The organism is Rhodococcus pyridinivorans (assembly GCF_900105195.1).
GTDB lineage: Bacteria > Actinomycetota > Actinomycetes > Mycobacteriales > Mycobacteriaceae > Rhodococcus > Rhodococcus pyridinivorans.
This window is the reverse complement of record NZ_FNRX01000002.1, coordinates 292,599-312,370: the sequence shown is the minus strand read 5'-3', so window position 1 is coordinate 312,370 and position 19,772 is coordinate 292,599. Positions and strand designations below refer to the sequence as shown.

Here is a 19,772-nt window from a genome sequence, read left to right as displayed (position 1 = left end):
ACCACCCGTCAGGAGCGCCGCGGCTTCGTGAACGGGAACGCCAGCGACTCGCGGATGCTCCCTCCGAGTACGAGCATCACGATCCGGTCGACACCCATACCGAGGCCGCCGGTGGGAGGCATCGCGTATTCGAGTGCTTCGAGGAACTCCTCGTCGAGTTCCATCGCCTCCTCGTCACCGCCCGCGGCGAGCAGCGACTGCTCCGTGAGGCGAGCACGCTGGTCGAGCGGATCGGTGAGCTCGCTGTAGGCGGTCCCCAGCTCGACACCCCAGGCCACCAGGTCCCACTTCGCCGCGACACCCGGCTTGCGGGGGTGCGGCCGGGTCAACGGCGACACCGAGGTCGGGAAGTCGGTGTAGAAGGTGGGGAACTCCGTCTTCGATTCGACGAGGTGCTCGTACATCTCCTGCGCGGTGGCGCCGGCGTCCCAGGCCGGGTTGTAGGGGATCTCGTGTTCGTCGCACAGGCGTCGCAGGACGTCGACGGGGGTCTGCGCATCGACGAATGTCCCGAACGCCTCGGAGATCGCGTCGTGGAAGGTCTTGACGGGCCACTCGCCGGAGATGTCGATCTCGACCGGGATACCGTCGGGTCCGGGCCGCAGGATGATCTCGCGTCCGTGTGCCGCGCGGGCCGCTGCCTGGATCAACTCGCGTGCGACCACCCGCATCTTCTCGTAGTCGCTGTGCGCCTCGTATGCCTCGAGGATCGTGAACTCCGGGTTGTGCTTGAAATCCGCACCCTCGTTGCGGAACACCCGGCCGATCTCGAAGACCTTCGCCATGCCCGCGACGCACAACCGCTTCAGATACAGCTCGGGGGCGATCCGCAGGTACAGATCGGCGTCGTAGGCGTTGATGTGCGTGATGAACGGTGCGGCGTTCGCGCCGCCGTGCACCGACTGCAGGATGGGGGTCTCCACCTCGAGATAGCCGCGCGCCTGCAGTTCGTCGCGTAGCGACCGCACCACCGCGCTGCGTGCCGCGAGGTGGTCGCGTGCCCCGCGGTCGATCGCGAGATGCAGATAGCGTTGCCGCACGCGGGCTTCCGGGTCGACGAGGCCGTGGTACTTGTCGGGCAGCGGATGCAGGCACTTGCCGTCGATGCGCCACGAGTCGGCGAGCACCGAGATCTCGCCGGTGCGGCTGCGTCCCACCTCGCCCGACACCTCGACGAGGTCACCGAGGTCGAACAGGAAGCGTTGTCCGGCAACCCGTTGCCGGTCGATGAGGATCTGGATGTCGCCCGACCAGTCGCGCAGCACCGCGAACAGCACACCGCCGAAGTTGCGGATGCGCAGCAGGCGTCCCGCCACGGTCACCGGGGTGCCGGACTTCGCGGCCCGGGCCTCGGCGGCCGTGTGGGTCGGGGGATGCGCGACCGGATAGGGATCGACACCGTGCTCGACGATCCGCTGCAGGGTGTTCATCCGCACCTGGACCTGTTCGGGGCGGCGACGTCCGTGCGAGACGGCGGGCGTGCCGTCGGCAAGCTCGACGTCGGGTGCGCTGCCGTCGTCGTGCAGTTCTGCCGCGGCCACCTGGTCCTCGGGGAACGCCGAGTGTGTTCCCGTGTGCTGCTGGGTGTTCCGACGACCGAAGGTGGGGAGGGTGAGGAAGCCCTCGGCGATCGCCGACGCGAGCGCGACGCGCGGGATGAGCCGGTTGTCGCGGAAACACAGGAAGCGGGGCACCCATTCGGGGTGGTACTTGACGTTGGACCGGTACAACGCCTCGAGCTGCCACCACCGTGAGAAGAACAGCAGGATGGACCGCCACAATCGCAGGATCGGGCCGGCACCGATCCGCGCGCCCTCCTCGAAGACCGACCGGAAGACCGCGAAGTTCAACGAGATCCGCTCGACGTCGAATTCGGCACCGCGTGAGGCGAGCTCGGAGACCATGAGTTCGACGACGCCGTTGGGGGCCTGCGGGTCGCGGCGCATGAGGTCGAGTGACACGCCGTCCGATCCCCAGGGCACGAGCGAGAGCATCGCGACGACCTTGCCGTCCGCGACCGCTTCGACGAGCAGGCAGTCGCCGTCGAGCGGGTCGCCGAGCCGGCCGAGGGCCATCGAGAAACCGCGCTCGTTTTCGGTGTCGCGCCAGGCCTCGGCGCGCTGGATCGCCGCCGACAGCTCGATGGGTGACAGTTCGCGGTGACGCATGATCCGCGCGGTCACACCGTGTTTGCGGGCGCGGTTGACGGCCTGCCGCACCGGTCGCATGTCGCGTCCGGCGAGACTGAAGTCGCGGGTGAGCAGGACGGCCTCGTCGCCGAGCTGCAGCGCGTTCAGACCCGCACGGTGGTAGGCCGTCGCACCGTCCTCGCTCGCCCCCATCACCGCGGGTGTCCACCCATAGGCGCGGGCGAGGTCGAGCCATTCGTCGATGGCGTGCGGCCACGCTTCGGGGTTGCCGATCGGATCACCGCTCGCGAGGCACACGCCGAGTTCGACGCGGTAGGTCACCGCGGCCTTGCCGCTGGGGGCGAACACCACGGCCTTGTCGCGGCGGGTCGCGAAGTAGCCGAGCGAATCGTCGCTCTGGGCGAGCAGACCGCGGATGGCCGATTCGTCACTGCCGGTGAGCGCGTTGCTCGCTCGCTGTGAACGGAACAGCACCACGACCGCCGCGAGCACGGCGAGGGCGCCGAGGAGGCCGAGGATCGTGTTGACCAGCCCGTTCGGGCGGCCACCGAACTGGTCGTTGTCGATGAACGTCAGCGCGGTGACGCGGTTGAGCGCCCACAGGAACCGGTCGGTAGCGGGCAGGGTGCCAGGGAACAGTTCCACCAGGCCCCAGCCGATGAGCGTCGCGACGACCAGACCACCCACGAGCACACCGAGTGCGGCCCAGGCGTTTCCGCGCCGCACGCGCGTGTAGAACTCGGGATAGGACAGCAGCAGGAGCGCGACGATCAGCAGGTGGACGACCAACGCGACGAGGTGGTTCGGGTCGCGCTCGACGATGCTCATCACGAGATTGGTGATCGAGAATCCGCCGAGGTAGATCGTCAGGATCCACCACGCGATGCGTTTTCGGCCGGCGATCGCACCGGCGAGCAGGCCGAGGACGAGCGCGAACGACAGGCTCGTGTCGGGGGCGTCGAAGTAGTACTCGTCGAGATATTCGCGCGGGGCGTGGATCCAGTAACGCAGGGTCGGGGAGATCGACCACAATGCGACCACGACCGCGTAGATGCCCAGGATCAGGCCGAAGATGTGCGGTACGGCGGACAGACGTCCACCGACACGGTCGGTCAGCGACGGCCGGGAGGGCGGTCGGGCGTCCTCCACCGGACGCGGGCGCTCGACAGGAGCGGCGGAATCCGCAGACATGGAATAGAACGGTAACGGGCAAACGCGGCAGCCGTGGGACGAACGGCCGCGGGACCGGATCACATACCCGGTCCCGCGGCCGTTCTCATCCGCTCATGCGCCTGTCAGTAGCACTGCGCGCTCAGCGCGCTCATGAGCGCGGCGCTCCCGCGGTCGCGACGTCCTCGGAGGCGTCCGGCTCGGACGGTTCGGCCCGCGCCAGCTTGCTCGGCCACCAGATCTTCTTGCCGATGTCGATCGTCAGGGCCGGCACCACCAGCGACCGCACGAGCAGCGCGTCGAGCAGGACACCGAAGGCGACGATGAACGCCAGCTGAGCCAGGAACAGCAGTGGGATCACCGCCAGCGCCGAGAACGTGGCCGCGAGCACCACGCCGGCGGACGTGATGACACCACCGGTGACGGTCAGCGCCCGCAGGGTGCCCGCACGGGTACCGACCTTCTTCGTCTCCTCGCGGACGCGGGTCATGAGGAAGATGTTGTAGTCGATACCCAGCGCCACGAGGAAGACGAACCCGAACAGAGGCACCACCGGGTCGGCGCCCGGGAAACCGAACAGGTGGTTGAACACGAGCGATGAGATACCGAGGGTCGCCGCGAACGAGACGATCACGGTGAGCATCAGCAGGATCGGTGCGACGACCGCCCGCAGCAACGCGATGAGCACCAGCAGCACCACGAGCGTCACAACCGGGATGATGACGGTGCGGTCGCGGGTCGCGGTGTCCTTCGTGTCGAGGTCGACGGCCGTGGGTCCGCCGACGAGTGCCTCGGCCCCGGGCACGGCGTGCACCGCCTCGCGGATGCGTTCGACGGTCTCCTCGGCGGCGAGGGAGTCGGCGGGATCCGAGAGCGTCGCCTGCACCGCGACCAGTCCGTCGACCACGCGCGGCGCGCCGTCGGGGCCGGGGACGGGCTGGACGGTCGTCACGCCCTCGACGCCCTCGGTGGCGCCGACGACACCCTCGAGCGCGCCTTCGCGGGCGACGACGATGCTGGGCGAACCGGTGCCGGCGTCGAAGTGCTCACCGAGCACCTCCTGGCCGGACTTCGAATCGGTTTGCAGGAGGAACAGATCCGAGGACGCGACACCGCTCGCCTTGAACTGCGGTGCCAGCAGGGCGAAGGCGACGAGCACGAGGCTGCACACGATCCAGATGGGACGCGGCTTCGACCCGACGAAGTCGGCCACCCGGCCCCACACCTTGTGGGACTTCTGCATGTCGTCGGCGTCGGCGTTCGGGTCGTAGACCGGGCGGGTGGGCCAGAACGCGACGCGGCCGAGCAGCACGAGCACTGCGGGCAGGAAGGTGAGCGACGCGAGGAACGACGTCGCGATGCCGATGGCGGCCACCGGGCCGAGACCGCGGTTGGAGTTCAGGTCCGACAGCAGTAGGCACAGCACACCGAGGATGACGGTGCCGGCCGACGCCGCGATCGGCTCGATCGAGCCGCGGAGCGCGCTGCGCATCGCGGCGTACTTGTCCTGCTGCAGTCGCAGTTCCTCGCGGTACCGGGAGACCAGCAGCAGCGCGTAGTCGGTGGCGGCGCCGAACACGAGGATGAACATGATGCCCTGGCTCTGGCCGTTGAGCGCGATCGCTCCGGCGTCGGCGAGCACATAGATCAGCAGGCTCGCGAGGGCGAGTGCGAACAGCGCCGAGATGATGACGACGAACGGCAGGATCGGGCTGCGGTAGACCACCACGAGGATGACGAGGACGACACCGCCCGCGACGAGCAGGAGCAGTCCGTCGATGCCGCCGAAGGCCGACGACAGGTCGGCGGCCTGCCCGGCGGGGCCGGTGACGTAGACGGTCAGGCCGTCCGGTGCGCCTTCGAGGGCCGTCCGGAGTTCCTCGACGGCCTCCTGGACCTCCCCGGAGGCGTCGAGCGGCACGATCATCTGCGCCGCTGCGCCGTCCTCGGACGGGATCGGCGGCGGTCCGGCCGATTCGGTGGCGAGGAAGGCGAGGTCCTCGTCGGTGATCCCACCGTCGCGTTCGGCGACGACGATCGCGGGGATGAACTCGCTCTCGTTGAACTGCGCGTACAGCTCGTCCGCGCGGGTGGATTCGGCCGATGCCGGGAGGAAGGTGCTCGCGTCGTTGGAGGCGACCTCGCTGAGCTTGCCTGCGAACGGGCCGCCGCCACCGGCGGCCACGAGCCACGCGATGAGCAACAGGGCGGGTAGCAGCCACCGCCATCGGCCGGTTCTACGTGGGGGCGCGGTAGCAGTGCTCAAGATTCCTCCTGGCGTGAACGGATATGTCGACCCACCCGGGGGCGTGGACGCCTACCGGCGTGTGATCGAACTCGAGCGCGACGACGCGACCGGTGGCGACTCTCCGGTCGCGGTCTCGGACCCGGCGACCCTGCGCAGGCTCCTGCTCGAGATCGTTCGTTCCCACAGCGCTCCTCGTGACAGCCCGCGGAATACCCATGATCGGGAGATTCCACCCCTTCACGGGGTGTGAGCCGGCCCCCGCCCCGGGAAACGGAGAGATTCGCCGGATGAGCGCGCGGTAGGGTTCCGCATGGTCTCCGCCCACCGGACCCACGCCGACGTTGTCTCCGCACTGCGAGCGGCCGGGTGCGTGTTTGCCGAGGAGGAGGCGCAGCTGCTCGTCGAAGCCGCTCCCACACCCTCGGATCTGGAGCGGCTCATCGCGCGGCGGGTCGGCGGAGAACCCCTCGAACACGTACTGGGACAGGTCTTCTTCCACGGCAGGCGCATCGCGGTGCGAGAGGGGGTGTTCGTCTCCCGTCGCCGCACCGAGTACCTGGTGGACTGCGCGATCGAACTCGCGCGGCCCGGCGCCGTGATCGTCGACATGTGCTGCGGGTGCGGTGCCGTCGGTGCCACGCTCGCCACCGCCGTCGAGGCCTGCGAGGTCTACGCGGCCGACATCGATCCCGTCGCCACCGCGTGTGCCCGCCTGAACCTGCCGCCCCACCGGGTGTTCGTCGGCGATCTGTTCGACGCCCTGCCGGGCACGCTGCGCGGTCGCGTCGACGTGCTCGTCGCCAACGCGCCCTACGTGCCGTCGGGGGCGATCGCGTCGATGCCGCGGGAGGCGCGCTGCAGCGAGCCGCGACATGCACTGGACGGCGGACCCGACGGACTGGACGTCCACCGTCGGCTCGTCGCCGACGCGGGTCGGTGGCTCACCGACGGTGGGTCGCTGCTCGTCGAGTCGGCCGCGTCGCAGGCACCCGTCGTGCGCGACCTCATGACCCGGGCCGGACTCGACGCCGACACGCGGGGTTTCGAGGAGGCCGACGCGACCGTCGTCATCGGCACCCGCCGATGACGTGCTCGCTGCCGCGAACATGTCAGTCGAGCGGCAGCTGAGCGAAGATCGCGGTCGGCTGGGTCGACCCGCCCGTCGGTTCCACGCTGAAGGCGAGCGCGGTGGCACCCGAGATGTCCTCGAGCACCGCGGTCGTCGACGGCGCGACGTCGTCGGGTGTCATCGTGCCTGCGGGCTCCATTCCCTCGGGCCCGACCAGCCACATCTGGTAGACGCTGCCCTCGGCCGGCGGGGCGACGTTGTTCATCACCAGCACGCCGGCGTCCTCCTCCTTGGAGAACACCACGGTCGCGGTGCCGCCACCGTCGAGCTCGCCCGACGAGGTCCGTACGTCCTCGGCGGCGAAGACCCGCTCGCTCGTGCCCGGCTCGGACGTGTTCTGCCATTGACCGGCCACCACGACGCCGCCGATCGCGACGATCACGGCCGCTGCCGCGGCGAGCAGGAAGTTCCGCCGTCGGGCCTGGCGGCGCTCGTCGAGGGAGACGGGCGGGGGAGGGTGATCGTCCTCCGCCCGAGGTGCCTCGGTCGCCTCCGGGTCACCGGGTCGTTCCGTGTGCGTCTTCTCGGCGGGCGTCTTCGCGGTGAGTTCGGCGTGGACCAGATCGAGCAGTCGCACCCGGAGTTCGGGCGGCGGCTCGGTCGCGGTACCGGCCGACATCGCTGCGAGGGTCTCGCGGACCTCGCGGACCTCGACGCCGAACCGTTCGGCCACCTCCGGGTCTGCTTCCGCGAGTCGCTCGGCAAGCTCTCGACGTTCGTCGGGCGTGACGGCATCCAATGCGAAGACGGGTGCCATGTCGAGCAGATCGTGCGAGGAATCGTTCGCCTCGTCAGCCATCCACACTCACCCCCAGACAATTCTTCAGTCGTTTCAGGCCGTCCCGGATGCGCGACTTGACCGTCGGCAACGGGGATGAAAGTTCTTCTGCCACTTCGGTATACGTAAAGCCTCTGTAGTAGGCGAGCTCGACCGAGCGTCGCTGCAGTTCGGTGAGCGAACCCAGACACTCGTTCACCCGGCGGCGATCGTCGCGCTGCGCTACCTCCTCGCTCACCGAGTCGAAGGCCGCGTCGACGTTCGTCGAACCGTACTGCGACTCGCGGTCGGCTCCGGACTGTTCGCTGCGGACCCGGTCGACGGCACGCCGATGGGCGAGCGTGATGATCCACGACAGAGCGGAACCCTGACGCGGGTCGTACTTGTCGGCCGACCTCCATACCTGGAGGTAGACCTCCTGGGTGGTCTCCTCGCTGTAACCGGGATCCCGCAGGACCCGCAGCACCATGCCGAAGACTCGGGAACGCGTCGCGTCGTACAGTTCGGCGAACGCCGTAGGGTCTTGCCGGGCCACCCGCCCGAGCAGTTCGCCGAGGGTATCGGTATGGCCTCCGACGCCGGTCATCGGCTCAGTCCGCTCATCGAGGGAAAGCCTAGCCTGGACATTCCCTCCACTCAAGGCAACCGTGTCGACCACGAGCGTCACCCCATCCACATCCGAGCACGTAGAACAGTCGTGAGATCGGCCGGCAGCCGTTCGCCGCTGACGGTCGCGGTGAACACCGGGACGCCGGGTCGCCGCAGGGCGACCGAGACCGCGAATGTGTCGCCGGCCCGGGTGATGACGTCGATCTCGTCCGAGCGCAGCGTGTAACAGTGCCGTCCGTTCCGGCGCGAATGGATCTCCGCGACCACGCAGGCCAGGGAACCGCTCGGATCGTGACACCAGAACAGGTTCAGCGGATCCGATCCGAGACCGAGGCGCCGGATGTTCAGCAGCGCAGTGATGCGCCCGACCGGAACCCGCACCCCGTCGGCCACGAGCTGATCCTCGACCCGCCCGCGGAAGGTGTCCGAATCGCTCGCGACGAAGTGGTCCCACGGCTCGAACCGCATCAGCGTGCGCAACCACCAGGACGAAGGCATCGATTCGTCGACATCCATGACCCAGCTGAAGCCGCGGTACTCGAGCGAGGGGCGCTCGGCCGAGCCCTGCGCGTGGCGGACGAAGGTCCGGTAGATCGCCGGCACGACCGCCTCCCGGCCACCCGGGAACTCGACGTCGTCGCCGATCATCGCGACTGCGCGGGGAAGGTCAGGATGCATGGTCGTCTCCGGGGCACGGGGTCGGTTTCCCCGACAGTGTGCACGTGAGGAAATCGGCTGTGGTGTCGGCCCACCAGCGCGGGTCGGTGAGGAGGAAGTGCCCGGCTCCGGGCAGGGGATGCCAGCGCGTGTTCACGCCCCGGTCTCCCGCCGCCGTCGTCCGGCTCTGCGCCATCCGCGGATCGGTCCGGGTGTCCTCCGACGCATGTGCAACTGCGACAGATGCCACGGACGCGGCGGTGTGGTGCCGACCGGACGCCCACCGGGCAACACGAATACGTGAGCCGGTCGGAGATCCTCGACGTCGTCCATGACCTGCATTCGGAGCCGACCGCAATACGGATGGGTCGAACACCGGATACCGATCCGAAAAAAAATCTCTCGATCCGACCCATCCGGGCCGACCCGAGGTTCGAATGACCGGTGACACACCTGATCGACGTGGCCGTTTCCGGCCACGGCCTACGAAGGGAACCACAGTCATGAACATCACTGCGCGCAAGAGCCTGGCCGTCGTCGGAATCGGTGCGATGTCCCTGCTGGGTGTCGCGGCGTGTTCGGATGATTCGGGCACGGACACCACCGACACCACCACGATGGAGACCACCCAGGAGACAATGCAGGAAACCACTACGGCTGCAACCGGTACCGCAGCCCCCGCTGCCGGCCCCGTCGGACCGGGCTGCGCCGATTATGTCGCCGCGAACCCTACCGGCCCGTCGTCCGTCGAGGAACTCGCGAACCAGCCTGTCGCCGAGGCCGCCGGAAACGTGCCGATCCTGACCACTCTCACGCAGGCCCTGTCCGGCCAGCTCAACCCCGACGTCAACCTGGTCGAGACGCTCAACGATGGCGAGTTCACCGTCTTCGCGCCGGTCGACGACGCGTTCGCCGCCCTGCCGCCGGAGACCGTCCAGACGCTGCAGACGGATTCGGCTCTACTGACCGACATCCTCACCTACCACGTGGTTCCCGGTGAGCTGACCCCGGCCGATATCGCCGGCACGCAGACCACCGTCCAGGGCGGCACCGTCGAGGTCGCCGGCGAGGGTGAGATGTGGACCGTCAACGACGCCAACGTGATCTGCGGTGGCATCGAGACCGAGAATGCCACCGTGTACCTGATCGACGGCGTTCTCATGCCCCAGCAGTAACCGATACCGGACGACGGAAAGGTAGAAGGCATGCGTAGATCCCGACACGGCGTTCGGGGGCTTGCGGCGGCGTTCATCGCCGCCGCAGGCGCGCTCCTGTTCGCCACGCCCGCCGCCGCAGCGCCGCTCACCCCGGTTCCCGAGCTCGACGTGAACCGGTATGTGGGGCAGTGGTACCAGCTCGCCGCCAATCCGGCTCCCTACAACATCGACTGCGCTCGCGACACGACGGCGTTCTACACGCTGCTCGACGAACGCAACGTGCGCGTGGAGAACTCGTGCACCACGTTCACCGGTGATCGTCGCGGGATCATCGGGAACGCCCGCGTGAACGACACTGCCGCACTGCATGTGTCTTTTCCGGGGGTACCCTTCCAGGATTCGCTCGACGGACCGAGCAACTACATCGTCACGTACCTCGCGAACGATTACTCGTGGGCAGTCGTCGGTGACCCGACGCGCATCTCCGGATTCGTGCTGTCGCGTTCGCCCGTCGTCAGCGACGACGCGTGGCGCGAGATCCGGAACGTCGTCGAGGCGAGCGGGTACAACTCGTGCCTGATGCTCACCTCGCCCACCACCGAGGGACTGCAGGACATCAAACCGCTCTGCGCCGTGTAACTCTCGGTCGATCGTGGTGGTGTGCGGATCCCGAGGAAGATCCGCACACCACCCAGATCCGTCGTCCCGAGAACATCCGCTCGCGAGTTCGCCGTCCGCTACAGCAATTGCTGCAGCGGATGGCGAACAACGTAGCGGATCGCTCTAGCGGCCGGCGGTGCCCGCGATGTTCTCGAGCATGCCGCGGAAGATGATGCCGTGGAAGGGAACCAGCGCGTACCAGTAGAGACGACCGGCGACTCCGCGCGGGAAGAAGATCGCCCGCTGGTGCACGCGCGACCGGCCCGACTCCAGCGGTTCGACCCGCCACTCGAGCCACGCTCCGCCGGGTGCCCGCATCTCCGCGCGCAGGCGCAGCAGCGTCGGACGTTCGATCCGTTCGACGCGCCAGAAGTCCAGGGCGTCACCGGTATGCAGGGTTTTCGGGTCGCGGCGACCGCGGTGGAGTCCGACGCCGCCGACGAACCGGTCGAGCCAGCCGCGGATGGTCCACGCCAACGGGAAGGAATACCAACCGTTCTCGCCGCCGATGCTCTCGACGACGGCGAACACCTTCTCCTGGGACGAATCCGACTCGAGTGACCGCTCGTCGGTGAAGACGACCTCGCCGGCCCAGTCCGGGTCGGACGGAAGCGGATCGGCGGGTGCACCGACCGGTGATGCGTTCGTCCACGTCGTCTCGACCTCTCCCCGTTCGATACGGCCGAGGGCGAGCCGGACCGCGTCGCGGTAGCCGGTGAGGCCGGATTCCGGTGGGGGGATGATCGAGTCGACGTCATGGTTGCGCATTACCGCGTCGGTCGACAGCGATTCGAGGAGCGCGCGACCGAGAGGCGGAGGAATCGGCGTGACCAGACCGATCCACAAACCGGCGAGCTTCGGTGTGAGGACGGGCAGGACGAGGATCCGGCGTTTCGTCAGACCGGCGACCTCCGAGTACTGCTGCATCATCTCGCCGTACCGCAGGACGTCGGGCCCACCGATGTCGTAGGTGCCGCTGCGGGGGAGGGGTGCATCTGCGGCAGCGAGCAGATAGTGCAGGACGTCGCGCACCGCGATGGGCTGGATCCGGTTGTTCACCCAGCGTGGGGTCGTCATGACGGGGAGCCGGTTGCTCAGATGCCGGATCATCTCGAACGACGCCGAACCTGAACCGATCACGACGCCGGCCTGCAGCACGAGCGTCGGAACACCGGAATCCGTCAGGATACGTCCGACCTGGGCCCGTGAATACAGGTGCGGTGAGAGATCACCCGACTCCGGGTGCAGCCCACCGAGGTACACGATGCGGGAGACGCCGTGGTCGCGTGCCGCGTCGGCGACGTTCTGCGCCGCTCGCTTCTCCGCGTCGACGAACTCGTCGCGACCACCCATCGAATGCACCAGGTAGTACACGACGTCGATGTCGCGGCATGCCGCGCGCAGCGATTCGGCGTCGTCGAGGTCGCCACGGACGATCTCGACGTCGTCGGCCCACGGCACGTCGCGCAATTTGTCGGGGCTGCGCGCGAGCACCCGTACCCGGTAACCCGCCTCGAGCAGGCGCGGAGCGAGCCGGCCACCGATGTAGCCGGTCGCTCCGGTGACCAGGACACGCTTTCCGCTCACGGTTCCTCCAGGATGTGGCCGAGTTGGTGGCGCAGCGACGCTTCGAGATCGGGACGCCGGAACCGGTGCCCGGCGTCGATCAGCGCCTTCGGGACGACGAACTGATCGGCCTGGGCGACCTCGCGTGCACCCTCGTCGCCGAGCAGCAACCGGGGGCCGAAACCGGGGACGGGCAGCAGTGCGGGCCGGTGCAGCACCGACGCCAGTACCCGGGTGTACTCCTCGTTGCGCACCGGCTGCGGTGCAACGGCGTTCACCGGTCCGGTCAGGCCGGGGTCGGTGAGGGCACGGTGGTAGACCTCGAGGAGGTCGTCGATGTCGATCCAGGAGAACCACTGCCGGCCGTCGCCGATCCGGCCACCGAGACCGCTCGCGAACAGCGGCCGCATCAACTGGAGCGTTCCGCCGCGGGGTGTCTGGACGATGCCGGTGCGTACGTGCACGACCCGCATGCCCTTCTTCTCCGCGGGATGTGCCGCGGCCTCCCAATCGGAGACGACGTCGGCGAGGAAACCCGTTCCACGTGATGCGTTCTCGTCGAGCGGTGTGTCTCCTCGGTCGTAACCGTAGAGGCCGATCGCGGACGCGGAGACGAAGGTCGCGGGACCGTTGGGTGTGGTCGCGGCGAGTTCGGCGAGTCGGCGTGTCGGTTCGATGCGGCTGTCGCGGATCGCGGCCTTGTGGGAGTCGGTGAACCGTCCCGCGATCGACGCGCCCGCGAGGTGGACGACGGCGTCGACGCCTTCGAGTAGGTCGGGCGCCGGATCCTGAGGGTCCCAGCATCGTTCGTCGGTGCGCTGCGGTTTCCGGCGCACCAGGCGGACTACCTGGTAGCCACCCGTGGACAGGAAGGCCGTCAGGGCAGTACCCACGAGTCCGCTCGATCCGGTCACCGCGACCGTCCCGGGTCGGATGCCCTGCGCGTGCGACCAGCGGTGGCTCGCGAGATCGTCGGCGAGCTGGCGGTGCCGGTAACGGAAGGTCTGGGTGAGGAAACAGCCCGGTACCGGCGTGTCGACGCGATCGGTGACGCGGGTGCGGAATTCGTCGACGACGTCGAAGCGGTGTTCGTGGCGCCACGAGCCGATGACGGTGGCGGGGCGCGACAACAGGCCGTCGTGGGAGAGTTCGTCCACGAAACGTGCTGGCGGGTCGTAATCCTCGGGTCTGTGCCGGGAGATCCAGCGCAGACCGCCGGGGAGACCGAGGACGGCCGTACCGGATTCGAGGGAGTCGGCCTCGGCGACGACGTTCATCGGCTGCCAGGGCGGGATCAGGCGGAGGATGGCGCCGGGCCGGGAGTGCCAGTCGAACACCTCGTCACGCGGTGCGTCGACGACGCTCGAGAATTCGATGCCCATGCCCTACCTCCTGTTTGCAGTGATGCTCACCCGGTGGTGACGGCGCCGGGGCGCCCGGTGGTGACGGCGCCGGGGCGGACTCCTGCACCGTATCCACTCAAGCAGGAAGGACGCTGATCAGAAAGGTGTATGCGTCGACGAGCGGGTTGTGGATGGTCATGAAAGCTGCCTCGACGAGAGCGCGCACTGCGATGTCCTTTCGTTGGGTGTACGGCGAACAGGTTGTCCGTCCAGAAGTTGTTCGGAGCACCGCCACGACCGGATGGGTCGTTTCGCCGTCTTCTTCATCGGGGTGAGCGAATCCGCTCGTATCTGTCCAGAGCGACGCGGCGTTCGTGTGCGTGATCGACGACCGGTTCCGGGTATCCGTCCGGAGGGCCGTCGGGCAGGCTGTGCACACGAGCGCCGTCGATGCTCCGCAGTTCGGGTACCCATCTGCGTACGTATTCACCCGTCGGATCGAACTTCTCGCCCTGCCGGGTCGGATTGAACACCCGGAAGTAGGGAGCGGCGTCGGTGCCGCTGCCCGCCGTCCACTGCCAATTGTGTTGGTTGGAGGCCAGATCGCCGTCCACCAGATGCTTCATGAAATGTCGCGCCCCGCGCCACCACGGCAGGTGCAGGTCCTTCGTCAGGAACGACGCGACGATCATCCGCACCCGGTTGTGCATGACGCCCTCTGCGAGGAGCTGCCGCATCCCGGCGTCCACGATCGGGAATCCCGTGCGGCCCTCGCACCACGCGGCGAACAGGGCGTCGGCGTCGGGTCCGGAATCGTAGGTGATGGCGTCGAAGTCGCTGTTGTAGTTGGTCCGGGCGGTCTCGGGCCGCTGGAACAGGACGTCGGCGTAGAAGTCGCGCCACGCCAGTTCGCTGCGGAAGGTGACGGCCCCCTCGTCCGACCGGTTCCTCATGTCGTGCAGCAGGGTCCGCGGATGGATGCAGCCGAACTTCAGATAGGGCGACAGGCCGCTCGTGCCGTCGTAGGCCGGCCGGTCACGGTCGGTGGCGTACCGTTCGAGACCGTCGTCGAGGAATTCGCGCCATCGCTCCAGTGCGGCCGCCTCTCCGGGGGGAGGTGTGGGTTCGTCGCCGGCTTCGGGAATCGGCACGCGTGTGGAGCAGCCGCTCGGGTCGACCCAGTCGGCGGTGTCCGGTCCGGTTGCCGCGGGTGTGTGCCATCCGTGGTCGTTCCAGGCGCGGCGGAAGGCCGAGAACACCTTGTATGCAGTGCCGTCGGGTTTCGTTATGCGGCCCGGCGTGACGGCATACGGCGAGCCGGTGGCCACCAGCGGGACGTCGCCGAGCGCTTCGGCGACCGCTCGGTCGCGTCCCGTGCCGTAGGGACCGTGGTCGGAACTGATGTGGACCGCGGCCGCATCGAACTCGGCGGCGACTTGCGGCACCAGCACCATCGGGTCTCCCTGGACGACGAGCAGGCGCCCGTCGAGATCCCGGTCGAGGGCTTGCAGGCATCCCATGAGGAAGTCGCGCCGGCGGGCACCGGACGGGCGGAGCAGTGCGTCGTCGAGGACGAACAGGGCGAGGACGTCGTCGGCGGCCTCGGTGGCCGAGAGCAGGGTGGGCAGATCGTTCAGTCGGAGATCACGACGGAACCAGATGATGCTGGGGCGGGCCATGGATCCAGTGTCGGGGACAATGGGTGCCATGTCCGACGCATTCGATGTACCGATCCGTGACGAGTCGATCCGGCTCGGTCAGTTCCTCAAGCTCGCAAGCCTCATAGAGTCGGGTGCGGAGGCCAAGGAAGTGATCGCCGACGGCCTGGTGTCGGTCAACGGTGAGGTGGAGGTGCGTCGCGGCCGTCAGCTGAAGGTGGGCGACGTGGTGGAGATCGCCGGGGCGAGCGCGCGGGTCGCGCACGAATAGCGGGTCGACCCGCGCGCTCGGCTGATCAGTTCTCGACGCGGACGACGACGCCGTCGGAGTCGCTGTAGACGATCTCGCCCGGGTTGAACGTCACGCCGCCGATCTCGACGGGCACGTTCTTCTCGCCGGAGCCGGTCTGGGTGCTCTTGCGCGGGTTGGTGCCGAGGGCCTTGATGCCGATGTCGAGTGTGCGCAGGATGGCGGAGTCGCGGACTGCGCCGTTGACGATGACCCCGGCCCAGCCGTTGTCGACACCGCGACCGGCGATGATGTCACCGACGAGCGCGGTGTGGATGCTGCCACCGCCGTCGACGACGAGCACGCCGCCGTTGCCCGGCTCGGAGAGGGTCTGCTTGACGAGCAGGTTGTCCTGGAAGCAGCGGATGGTGGTGATGGGGCCGACGAACTCGGTGCGGCCGCCGAACTGGATGAACTGCGTGTCGCAGCTGCGGATGTCCGGGCCGATCTCGTCGGCGAGGTCTGCTGTGGCTGTGAAGGCAGGGGTGTCACTCATGGTGCGAGGATAAGCGGACACGCTGCCCCGCACCGTGGGAGGTCCGGTCAGGACGCGCGACCGAAACGGCGTTCGTAGTCCTCTCGTTCGCGGGCGGCGCGGGCGCGTGCCTTCGCGCTGAGCAGTTCCGGATCGAGACCGTGCTGCTGGAGGCGGTGCCGCTGCCAGATGGGCATCAACGCCACCGAGAAGTAGACCCATGGCAGCAGCAGCAACAGCATCATCGCGATCGGGATCCACACCGGCCCCGGGATCAGCAGGAACAGCAGGAGCAGCGGGATGATCGGCAGGTTCCATCGCAGCAGGTAGCGGCGTGTTCCGCCGGGGCCCAGGACGTCGTCGCGTACCCACTCCCGCATCTCGGGCGGTAGCGCGCGACCGAACATGTAGCCGATCCGCTGCAGGAAATTCGGTCGTGCACTACTCATCATGAGACCCAGGATAGGCCGTCACCTTTCGTAGAGGCCTGCCAGCCTGTCGGCGAAGTTGTCGACGACGACCTTCCTGCGCAGCTTCATGCTCGGCGTCAGATCACCCGATTCGACCGACAGTTCACGCTCGATGATCGTGAACTTCTTGATCTGCTCCCACCGGTTGAGCTGCAGGTTCAGCTCGTCGATGTATCCGGAGATCAGATCGTGGGTCTTGTCGTGCCGTGCGATGTCCTCGAACGATCCGCTCACACCGTTCTTGTTCGCCCACTCGCCGACGGATTCCGGATCGAGCGCCACCAGCGCCACGCAGTAGGGCTTGCCCTCGCCGTAGACGACGATCTCCGACGCGTACGGGCACATGCCTTTGAAGGTCGCTGCCAGCGACGACGGGGCGACGTACTTGCCCTGCGACGTCTTGAACATGTCCTTCTTGCGGTCGGTGATGCGCAGGTAGCCCTCGTCGTCGAGGCTGCCGATGTCGCCGGTGTGGAACCATCCGTCGTCGGAGAGCGACTCGGCGGTCGCGTCGGGCCGGTTGTGGTAGCCGGTCATCACACCGGGGCCGCGGACGAGCACCTCGCCGTCCTCCGCGATGCGGACCTCCGTGCCCGGGACGGGCCAGCCGACCGTGCCGATGCGGTTGGCGTAGGGACGGTTGACGAACGTCGCGGCAGAGGTCTCGGTGAGTCCGTAACCCTCGAGGACGGGGATGCCGACGGCGTCGAACCATTCGCCGACCTCGGGGTTGAGCGCCGCCGAACCGGAGATGAAGAACCGCAGGTGACCGCCGAAGCGTTCGCGGATGGTGGAGAAGACCAGCTTGTCGGCGAGGCCGTGCTGCAGTTTGTCCAGCAGTCCGGGCGACCTGCCGGCCTGCTTCGCTTTCGACACCTTCCGGCCCACGCCTACGGCCCAGTCGAAGATCTTCTTCTTGGCGCCGCCTTCCTCCTCCATCATTGCCTCGACGCGCGCGTGGGCCTTCTCGAAGATGCGCGGGGCCGCACCCATGAAGGTCGGGCGGACCACCGCGAGGTTCTCGACGATCTTGTCGACACGTCCGTCCACCGCGGTGGGGAAGCCGATCTGCAGAGGGAGGGTGAGCAGCACCTTGCCGAAGACGTGCGACAGCGGCAGCCACAGATACTGCAGGTCGTCGGAGCTGAGCATGTGCAGCGCGTCGATGGCGGCGGCCTCGTAGGTCCACGCCGAGTGCGGCAGGCGCACGCCCTTCGGCTTGCCGGTGGTACCCGAGGTGTAGATGAGGGTGGCCAGGTGCTCGGCCCTGATGCTGTGGATGCGGTTGAGCACCGCTCCGGAGTCCTCGGCGAGCAGGCCACGGCCCAGGTCGGCGAGCTCATCGAAATTGATGACCCAATCACCGTCGCCGGTGCCCTCGACGACCACGACCTTCGCCACCTCGGGCAGATCGCTGCGGTGGCTCACGAGCTTCTCGACCTGCCCGGCGTCCTCGGCGATGACGATCCGGCTGCCAGAGTCGGCGACGATGAACGCGACGTCGTCGGCGTGGGTGGTGGGGTAGACGGTGGTGGTTGCGGCGCCCGCGCACATGACGGCGAGGTCGCCGAGCACCCATTCGTAGCGGGTGGACGACGCGAGGGCCACGCGGTCCTCGGCCTCGATACCCAGGGAGATCAAGCCGGCCGCGAGCAGTCGTACCCGATCCCCGGTCTGTTCCCAGGTGACCGACGTCCAGCCGTCCTTCCCGTCGGGGTAGCGGAAGGCCTCGGCGTCGGGTGTGGCGGCCACTCGATCGAGCAACAGGCGGGCGACCGAGGGGGCCCGTTCGTCGATGACCGCTCGGTCGACCTTTTCCTCGGAGACGCGCGTCGTTGTCGTCATATGTCGAAGTCTAGGTAGCGGAACCGTCCTTCTGGTGAATATAAGTAGGAACTTATATAGTTGGTTCATGCACGGGTTCGAGGTCCTCGCAGATCCGGTTCGCCGCCGCATTCTCGAACTGCTCGCGGGCGGTCCGCAGGTGGCCGGTGAAATCGTCGCGGCGATCGGCCGGGAGTTCTCGATCTCCCAGCCGGCGGTCTCGCAACATCTCAAGATCCTGCGCGACCAGCGGTTCGCCGCCGTCCACAAGGACGGCACCCGCCGCTACTACGAACTCGATCCCGAGGTCCTCGTCGAACTCGAGGACTGGCTCGCGGGTCTGCATACGCCGGTATTCGCGGCGCTGGACGCCCTGGAGACCGAGATCGCGCGCGGCAAGCGTGAGCGGCGGAGCCGCGACGCCGTCCCGCCCGCGCTCCCTGCTTCCGACGAGAGAAGGAAATCCTCATGAAGAACGTGATCACGAGCAACGAGACGAGTCGCCGCACGGTCGGTCGTCGCACCGTCGAGGGCCACGAGGCCAAGGTTGTCACGATCTCGCGCAGCTACCGCACGAGCGCCGAGGACCTGTGGGAGGCGTGCACCGACCCGCAGCGCATCCCCCGCTGGTTCCTGCCCGTCGAGGGCGACCTCGAGGTCGGTGGCCGGTACCAGCTCCAGGGCAACGCCGGCGGTGAGGTCCTCACCTGCGAACCGCCCCGGACGTTCAGGGCCACCTGGGAATTCGCTGGTCGCGTGAGCTGGATCGAGGTGTCGGTCCTGCCCGAACCGGGAGACCGGGCGCGCCTGGAACTGACGCACATCGCCCACCCCGACGAGCACTGGGAGCAGTACGGTCCGGGCGCAGTCGGTATCGGCTGGGACCAGGCGCTTCTCGGACTCGGACTGCACATCGAATCGGGAGAAACGGTGGATCCGAAGGAATTCGAGACCTGGTCAATGTCCGAGGAAGGTCTGCAGTTCGTCCGCGACAGCAGCGAAGGCTGGTGCGAGGCCGACATCGCCGCGGGCGAGGACCCCGAACAGGCACGCGCAGCCGCCGAGCGGACGAGTGCGTTCTACACGGGCGAATAGAACGGGCTCACGCTGCGTCTCCGACGCACGGGGTCAGGCCGGGGCTCCGACGCCGATCACGTCGAGGTCGTGGCCGATGACGAGGCGCCCGTCGAATCCGGCGCCGCATCCTTCCCAGGTGGAATCGGGCCGATTGCCCGGGACCATGTGCGAGAGCACCAGGGTTCCCACTCCGGCTTCCTGGGCGATCGGGCCGATCCTCGATGAGGGTGGCGTGCCGGATCTGCTCGGCGTCCATGACGGCGGGGACGTCCTCGGCCTGCTGTTCGATCGTGGGCACGTGGTCGACGGGATCGGAGAGCCCGAAACCGCGGCGCTGGAAACAGACGGCGCGCGAACAGGTGGCGAGGCGTTCGAAGAGCGAGTGCATGTACGGATCGGTCCACAACAGGTCCAGACGCATCTGGACCTCGAAGAACCACACGACGTCGGTGGGGCCGGTTCCGGCCACCCCGTAGGCCGGATTGTGACCATCGCGGGGTAGATACCGGGTC

The 19,772-nt window shown here is 68.0% G+C and carries 19 protein-coding genes; 7 read left to right on the top strand and 12 right to left on the bottom strand.

Translation table 11 applies throughout. The features are described 5' to 3' along the window. Positions 1–8: 8 nt before the first annotated feature. Together lysX and BLV31_RS02075 are read right to left on the bottom strand one after the other, a co-directional pair. Complete coding sequence (lysX, locus tag BLV31_RS02080) at positions 9–3,341, bottom strand: bifunctional lysylphosphatidylglycerol synthetase/lysine--tRNA ligase LysX (RefSeq protein ID WP_371850691.1); 3,333 nt, start codon at positions 3,339–3,341, stop codon at positions 9–11. A gap of 130 nt (positions 3,342–3,471) precedes the next feature. Then, positions 3,472–5,586, bottom strand: a complete 2,115-nt coding sequence (locus BLV31_RS02075; RefSeq protein ID WP_174556254.1) for an MMPL family transporter — start codon at positions 5,584–5,586, stop codon at positions 3,472–3,474. Positions 5,587–5,878: 292 nt separating this feature from the next. Between BLV31_RS02075 and BLV31_RS02065 the strand changes: the two genes are divergently transcribed. After that, a complete protein-coding gene (locus BLV31_RS02065) occupies positions 5,879–6,655 on the top strand; it encodes a putative protein N(5)-glutamine methyltransferase (RefSeq protein ID WP_064061453.1) in 777 nt (258 codons plus the stop codon). A 22-nt stretch (positions 6,656–6,677) separates the two neighbouring features. On the opposite strand, the gene BLV31_RS02060 is transcribed toward BLV31_RS02065, so the two are convergent. From BLV31_RS02060 to BLV31_RS02050, 3 genes are all read right to left on the bottom strand, one after another. Next, on the bottom strand, positions 6,678–7,496 hold the full coding sequence (locus BLV31_RS02060) for an anti-sigma factor (RefSeq protein ID WP_064061454.1): 819 nt from the start codon (positions 7,494–7,496) through the stop codon (positions 6,678–6,680). Next, the gene (locus BLV31_RS02055) at positions 7,489–8,061 is read right to left on the bottom strand and encodes a sigma-70 family RNA polymerase sigma factor (RefSeq protein ID WP_064061455.1); all 573 of its coding nucleotides are present in this window, start codon (positions 8,059–8,061) and stop codon (positions 7,489–7,491) included. Before BLV31_RS02055 ends, BLV31_RS02060 begins: the two co-directional genes overlap by 8 nt. Positions 8,062–8,138: 77 nt before the next feature. Continuing rightward, positions 8,139–8,762: a DUF1365 family protein gene (locus tag BLV31_RS02050; protein ID WP_064061456.1), complete on the bottom strand. Its 624-nt coding sequence runs from the start codon at positions 8,760–8,762 to the stop codon at positions 8,139–8,141. A gap of 482 nt (positions 8,763–9,244) precedes the next feature. On the opposite strand from BLV31_RS02050, the gene BLV31_RS02040 reads away from it, so the two are divergent. Then, positions 9,245–9,916, top strand: coding sequence for a fasciclin domain-containing protein (locus tag BLV31_RS02040; RefSeq protein WP_064061457.1), 672 nt, complete (start codon positions 9,245–9,247; stop codon positions 9,914–9,916). Positions 9,917–9,946: 30 nt separating this feature from the next. Then, positions 9,947–10,537: a lipocalin family protein gene (locus BLV31_RS02035; protein ID WP_019290406.1), complete on the top strand. Its 591-nt coding sequence runs from the start codon at positions 9,947–9,949 to the stop codon at positions 10,535–10,537. A 144-nt stretch (positions 10,538–10,681) separates the two neighbouring features. Here the strand turns inward: BLV31_RS02035 and BLV31_RS02030 are convergent, their stop codons facing one another. The 3 genes from BLV31_RS02030 to BLV31_RS02020 all read right to left on the bottom strand — a co-directional run bounded on the left by BLV31_RS02030 (position 10,682) and on the right by BLV31_RS02020 (position 15,146). Next, positions 10,682–12,145 (bottom strand): SDR family oxidoreductase, encoded by a 1,464-nt coding sequence (locus BLV31_RS02030; protein ID WP_019290405.1) that lies wholly within the window; start codon positions 12,143–12,145, stop codon positions 10,682–10,684. Beyond that, the gene (locus tag BLV31_RS02025) at positions 12,142–13,506 is read right to left on the bottom strand and encodes a TIGR01777 family oxidoreductase (protein ID WP_006553351.1); all 1,365 of its coding nucleotides are present in this window, start codon (positions 13,504–13,506) and stop codon (positions 12,142–12,144) included. The genes BLV31_RS02030 and BLV31_RS02025 overlap by 4 nt, the downstream gene beginning before the upstream one ends. 284 nt (positions 13,507–13,790) lie before the next feature. After that, on the bottom strand, positions 13,791–15,146 hold the full coding sequence (locus BLV31_RS02020) for a cryptochrome/photolyase family protein (protein ID WP_064061458.1): 1,356 nt from the start codon (positions 15,144–15,146) through the stop codon (positions 13,791–13,793). Between the two features lie 28 nt (positions 15,147–15,174). On the opposite strand from BLV31_RS02020, the gene BLV31_RS02015 reads away from it, so the two are divergent. Further along, a complete protein-coding gene (locus tag BLV31_RS02015; protein WP_006553353.1) occupies positions 15,175–15,396 on the top strand; it encodes an RNA-binding S4 domain-containing protein in 222 nt (73 codons plus the stop codon). 25 nt (positions 15,397–15,421) lie between these two features. Here BLV31_RS02015 and rraA read toward each other — a convergent pair whose 3' ends face one another. Genes rraA through BLV31_RS02000 form a run of 3 tightly spaced genes read right to left on the bottom strand, consistent with a single transcriptional unit; the run spans position 15,422 to position 18,204 of the window. Next, the gene (rraA, locus tag BLV31_RS02010) at positions 15,422–15,910 is read right to left on the bottom strand and encodes a ribonuclease E activity regulator RraA (protein ID WP_006553355.1); all 489 of its coding nucleotides are present in this window, start codon (positions 15,908–15,910) and stop codon (positions 15,422–15,424) included. A 47-nt stretch (positions 15,911–15,957) separates the two neighbouring features. Beyond that, the gene (locus tag BLV31_RS02005) at positions 15,958–16,341 is read right to left on the bottom strand and encodes a DUF5313 family protein (RefSeq protein WP_006553356.1); all 384 of its coding nucleotides are present in this window, start codon (positions 16,339–16,341) and stop codon (positions 15,958–15,960) included. Positions 16,342–16,359: 18 nt separating this feature from the next. Continuing rightward, a complete protein-coding gene (locus BLV31_RS02000) occupies positions 16,360–18,204 on the bottom strand; it encodes an AMP-dependent synthetase/ligase (protein WP_064061459.1) in 1,845 nt (614 codons plus the stop codon). A 67-nt stretch (positions 18,205–18,271) separates the two neighbouring features. Here BLV31_RS02000 and BLV31_RS01995 point away from each other — a divergent pair, with 67 nt between their 5' ends. After that, positions 18,272–18,655, top strand: a complete 384-nt coding sequence (locus BLV31_RS01995) for an ArsR/SmtB family transcription factor (RefSeq protein WP_006553358.1) — start codon at positions 18,272–18,274, stop codon at positions 18,653–18,655. Then, positions 18,652–19,278: an SRPBCC family protein gene (locus BLV31_RS01990; protein ID WP_064061460.1), complete on the top strand. Its 627-nt coding sequence runs from the start codon at positions 18,652–18,654 to the stop codon at positions 19,276–19,278. Before BLV31_RS01995 ends, BLV31_RS01990 begins: the two co-directional genes overlap by 4 nt. Before the next feature lie 33 nt (positions 19,279–19,311). Here BLV31_RS01990 and BLV31_RS24900 read toward each other — a convergent pair whose 3' ends face one another. After that, complete coding sequence (locus BLV31_RS24900) at positions 19,312–19,449, bottom strand: hypothetical protein (protein ID WP_019290400.1); 138 nt, start codon at positions 19,447–19,449, stop codon at positions 19,312–19,314. Positions 19,450–19,492: 43 nt separating this feature from the next. Here BLV31_RS24900 and BLV31_RS24895 point away from each other — a divergent pair, with 43 nt between their 5' ends. Continuing rightward, a complete protein-coding gene (locus BLV31_RS24895) occupies positions 19,493–19,762 on the top strand; it encodes a hypothetical protein (RefSeq protein WP_019290399.1) in 270 nt (89 codons plus the stop codon). Positions 19,763–19,772: the final 10 nt, after the last annotated feature.

What these genes read in the sequence shown, in the direction of transcription:
- lysX (WP_371850691.1), bottom strand. Translation starts at nt 3,341, where the DNA reads ATGTCTGCGGATTCCGCCGCTCCTGTCGAGCGCCCGCGTCCGGTGGAG.
- BLV31_RS02065 (WP_064061453.1), top strand. Translation starts at nt 5,879, where the DNA reads ATGGTCTCCGCCCACCGGACCCACGCCGACGTTGTCTCCGCACTGCGA.
- BLV31_RS02060 (WP_064061454.1), bottom strand. Translation starts at nt 7,496, where the DNA reads ATGGCTGACGAGGCGAACGATTCCTCGCACGATCTGCTCGACATGGCA.
- BLV31_RS02055 (WP_064061455.1), bottom strand. Translation starts at nt 8,061, where the DNA reads ATGACCGGCGTCGGAGGCCATACCGATACCCTCGGCGAACTGCTCGGG.
- BLV31_RS02050 (WP_064061456.1), bottom strand. Translation starts at nt 8,762, where the DNA reads ATGCATCCTGACCTTCCCCGCGCAGTCGCGATGATCGGCGACGACGTC.
- BLV31_RS02040 (WP_064061457.1), top strand. Translation starts at nt 9,245, where the DNA reads ATGAACATCACTGCGCGCAAGAGCCTGGCCGTCGTCGGAATCGGTGCG.
- BLV31_RS02035 (WP_019290406.1), top strand. Translation starts at nt 9,947, where the DNA reads ATGCGTAGATCCCGACACGGCGTTCGGGGGCTTGCGGCGGCGTTCATC.
- BLV31_RS02025 (WP_006553351.1), bottom strand. Translation starts at nt 13,506, where the DNA reads ATGGGCATCGAATTCTCGAGCGTCGTCGACGCACCGCGTGACGAGGTG.
- BLV31_RS02020 (WP_064061458.1), bottom strand. Translation starts at nt 15,146, where the DNA reads ATGGCCCGCCCCAGCATCATCTGGTTCCGTCGTGATCTCCGACTGAAC.
- BLV31_RS02015 (WP_006553353.1), top strand. Translation starts at nt 15,175, where the DNA reads ATGTCCGACGCATTCGATGTACCGATCCGTGACGAGTCGATCCGGCTC.
- rraA (WP_006553355.1), bottom strand. Translation starts at nt 15,910, where the DNA reads ATGAGTGACACCCCTGCCTTCACAGCCACAGCAGACCTCGCCGACGAG.
- BLV31_RS02005 (WP_006553356.1), bottom strand. Translation starts at nt 16,341, where the DNA reads ATGATGAGTAGTGCACGACCGAATTTCCTGCAGCGGATCGGCTACATG.
- BLV31_RS02000 (WP_064061459.1), bottom strand. Translation starts at nt 18,204, where the DNA reads ATGACGACAACGACGCGCGTCTCCGAGGAAAAGGTCGACCGAGCGGTC.
- BLV31_RS01995 (WP_006553358.1), top strand. Translation starts at nt 18,272, where the DNA reads ATGCACGGGTTCGAGGTCCTCGCAGATCCGGTTCGCCGCCGCATTCTC.
- BLV31_RS01990 (WP_064061460.1), top strand. Translation starts at nt 18,652, where the DNA reads ATGAAGAACGTGATCACGAGCAACGAGACGAGTCGCCGCACGGTCGGT.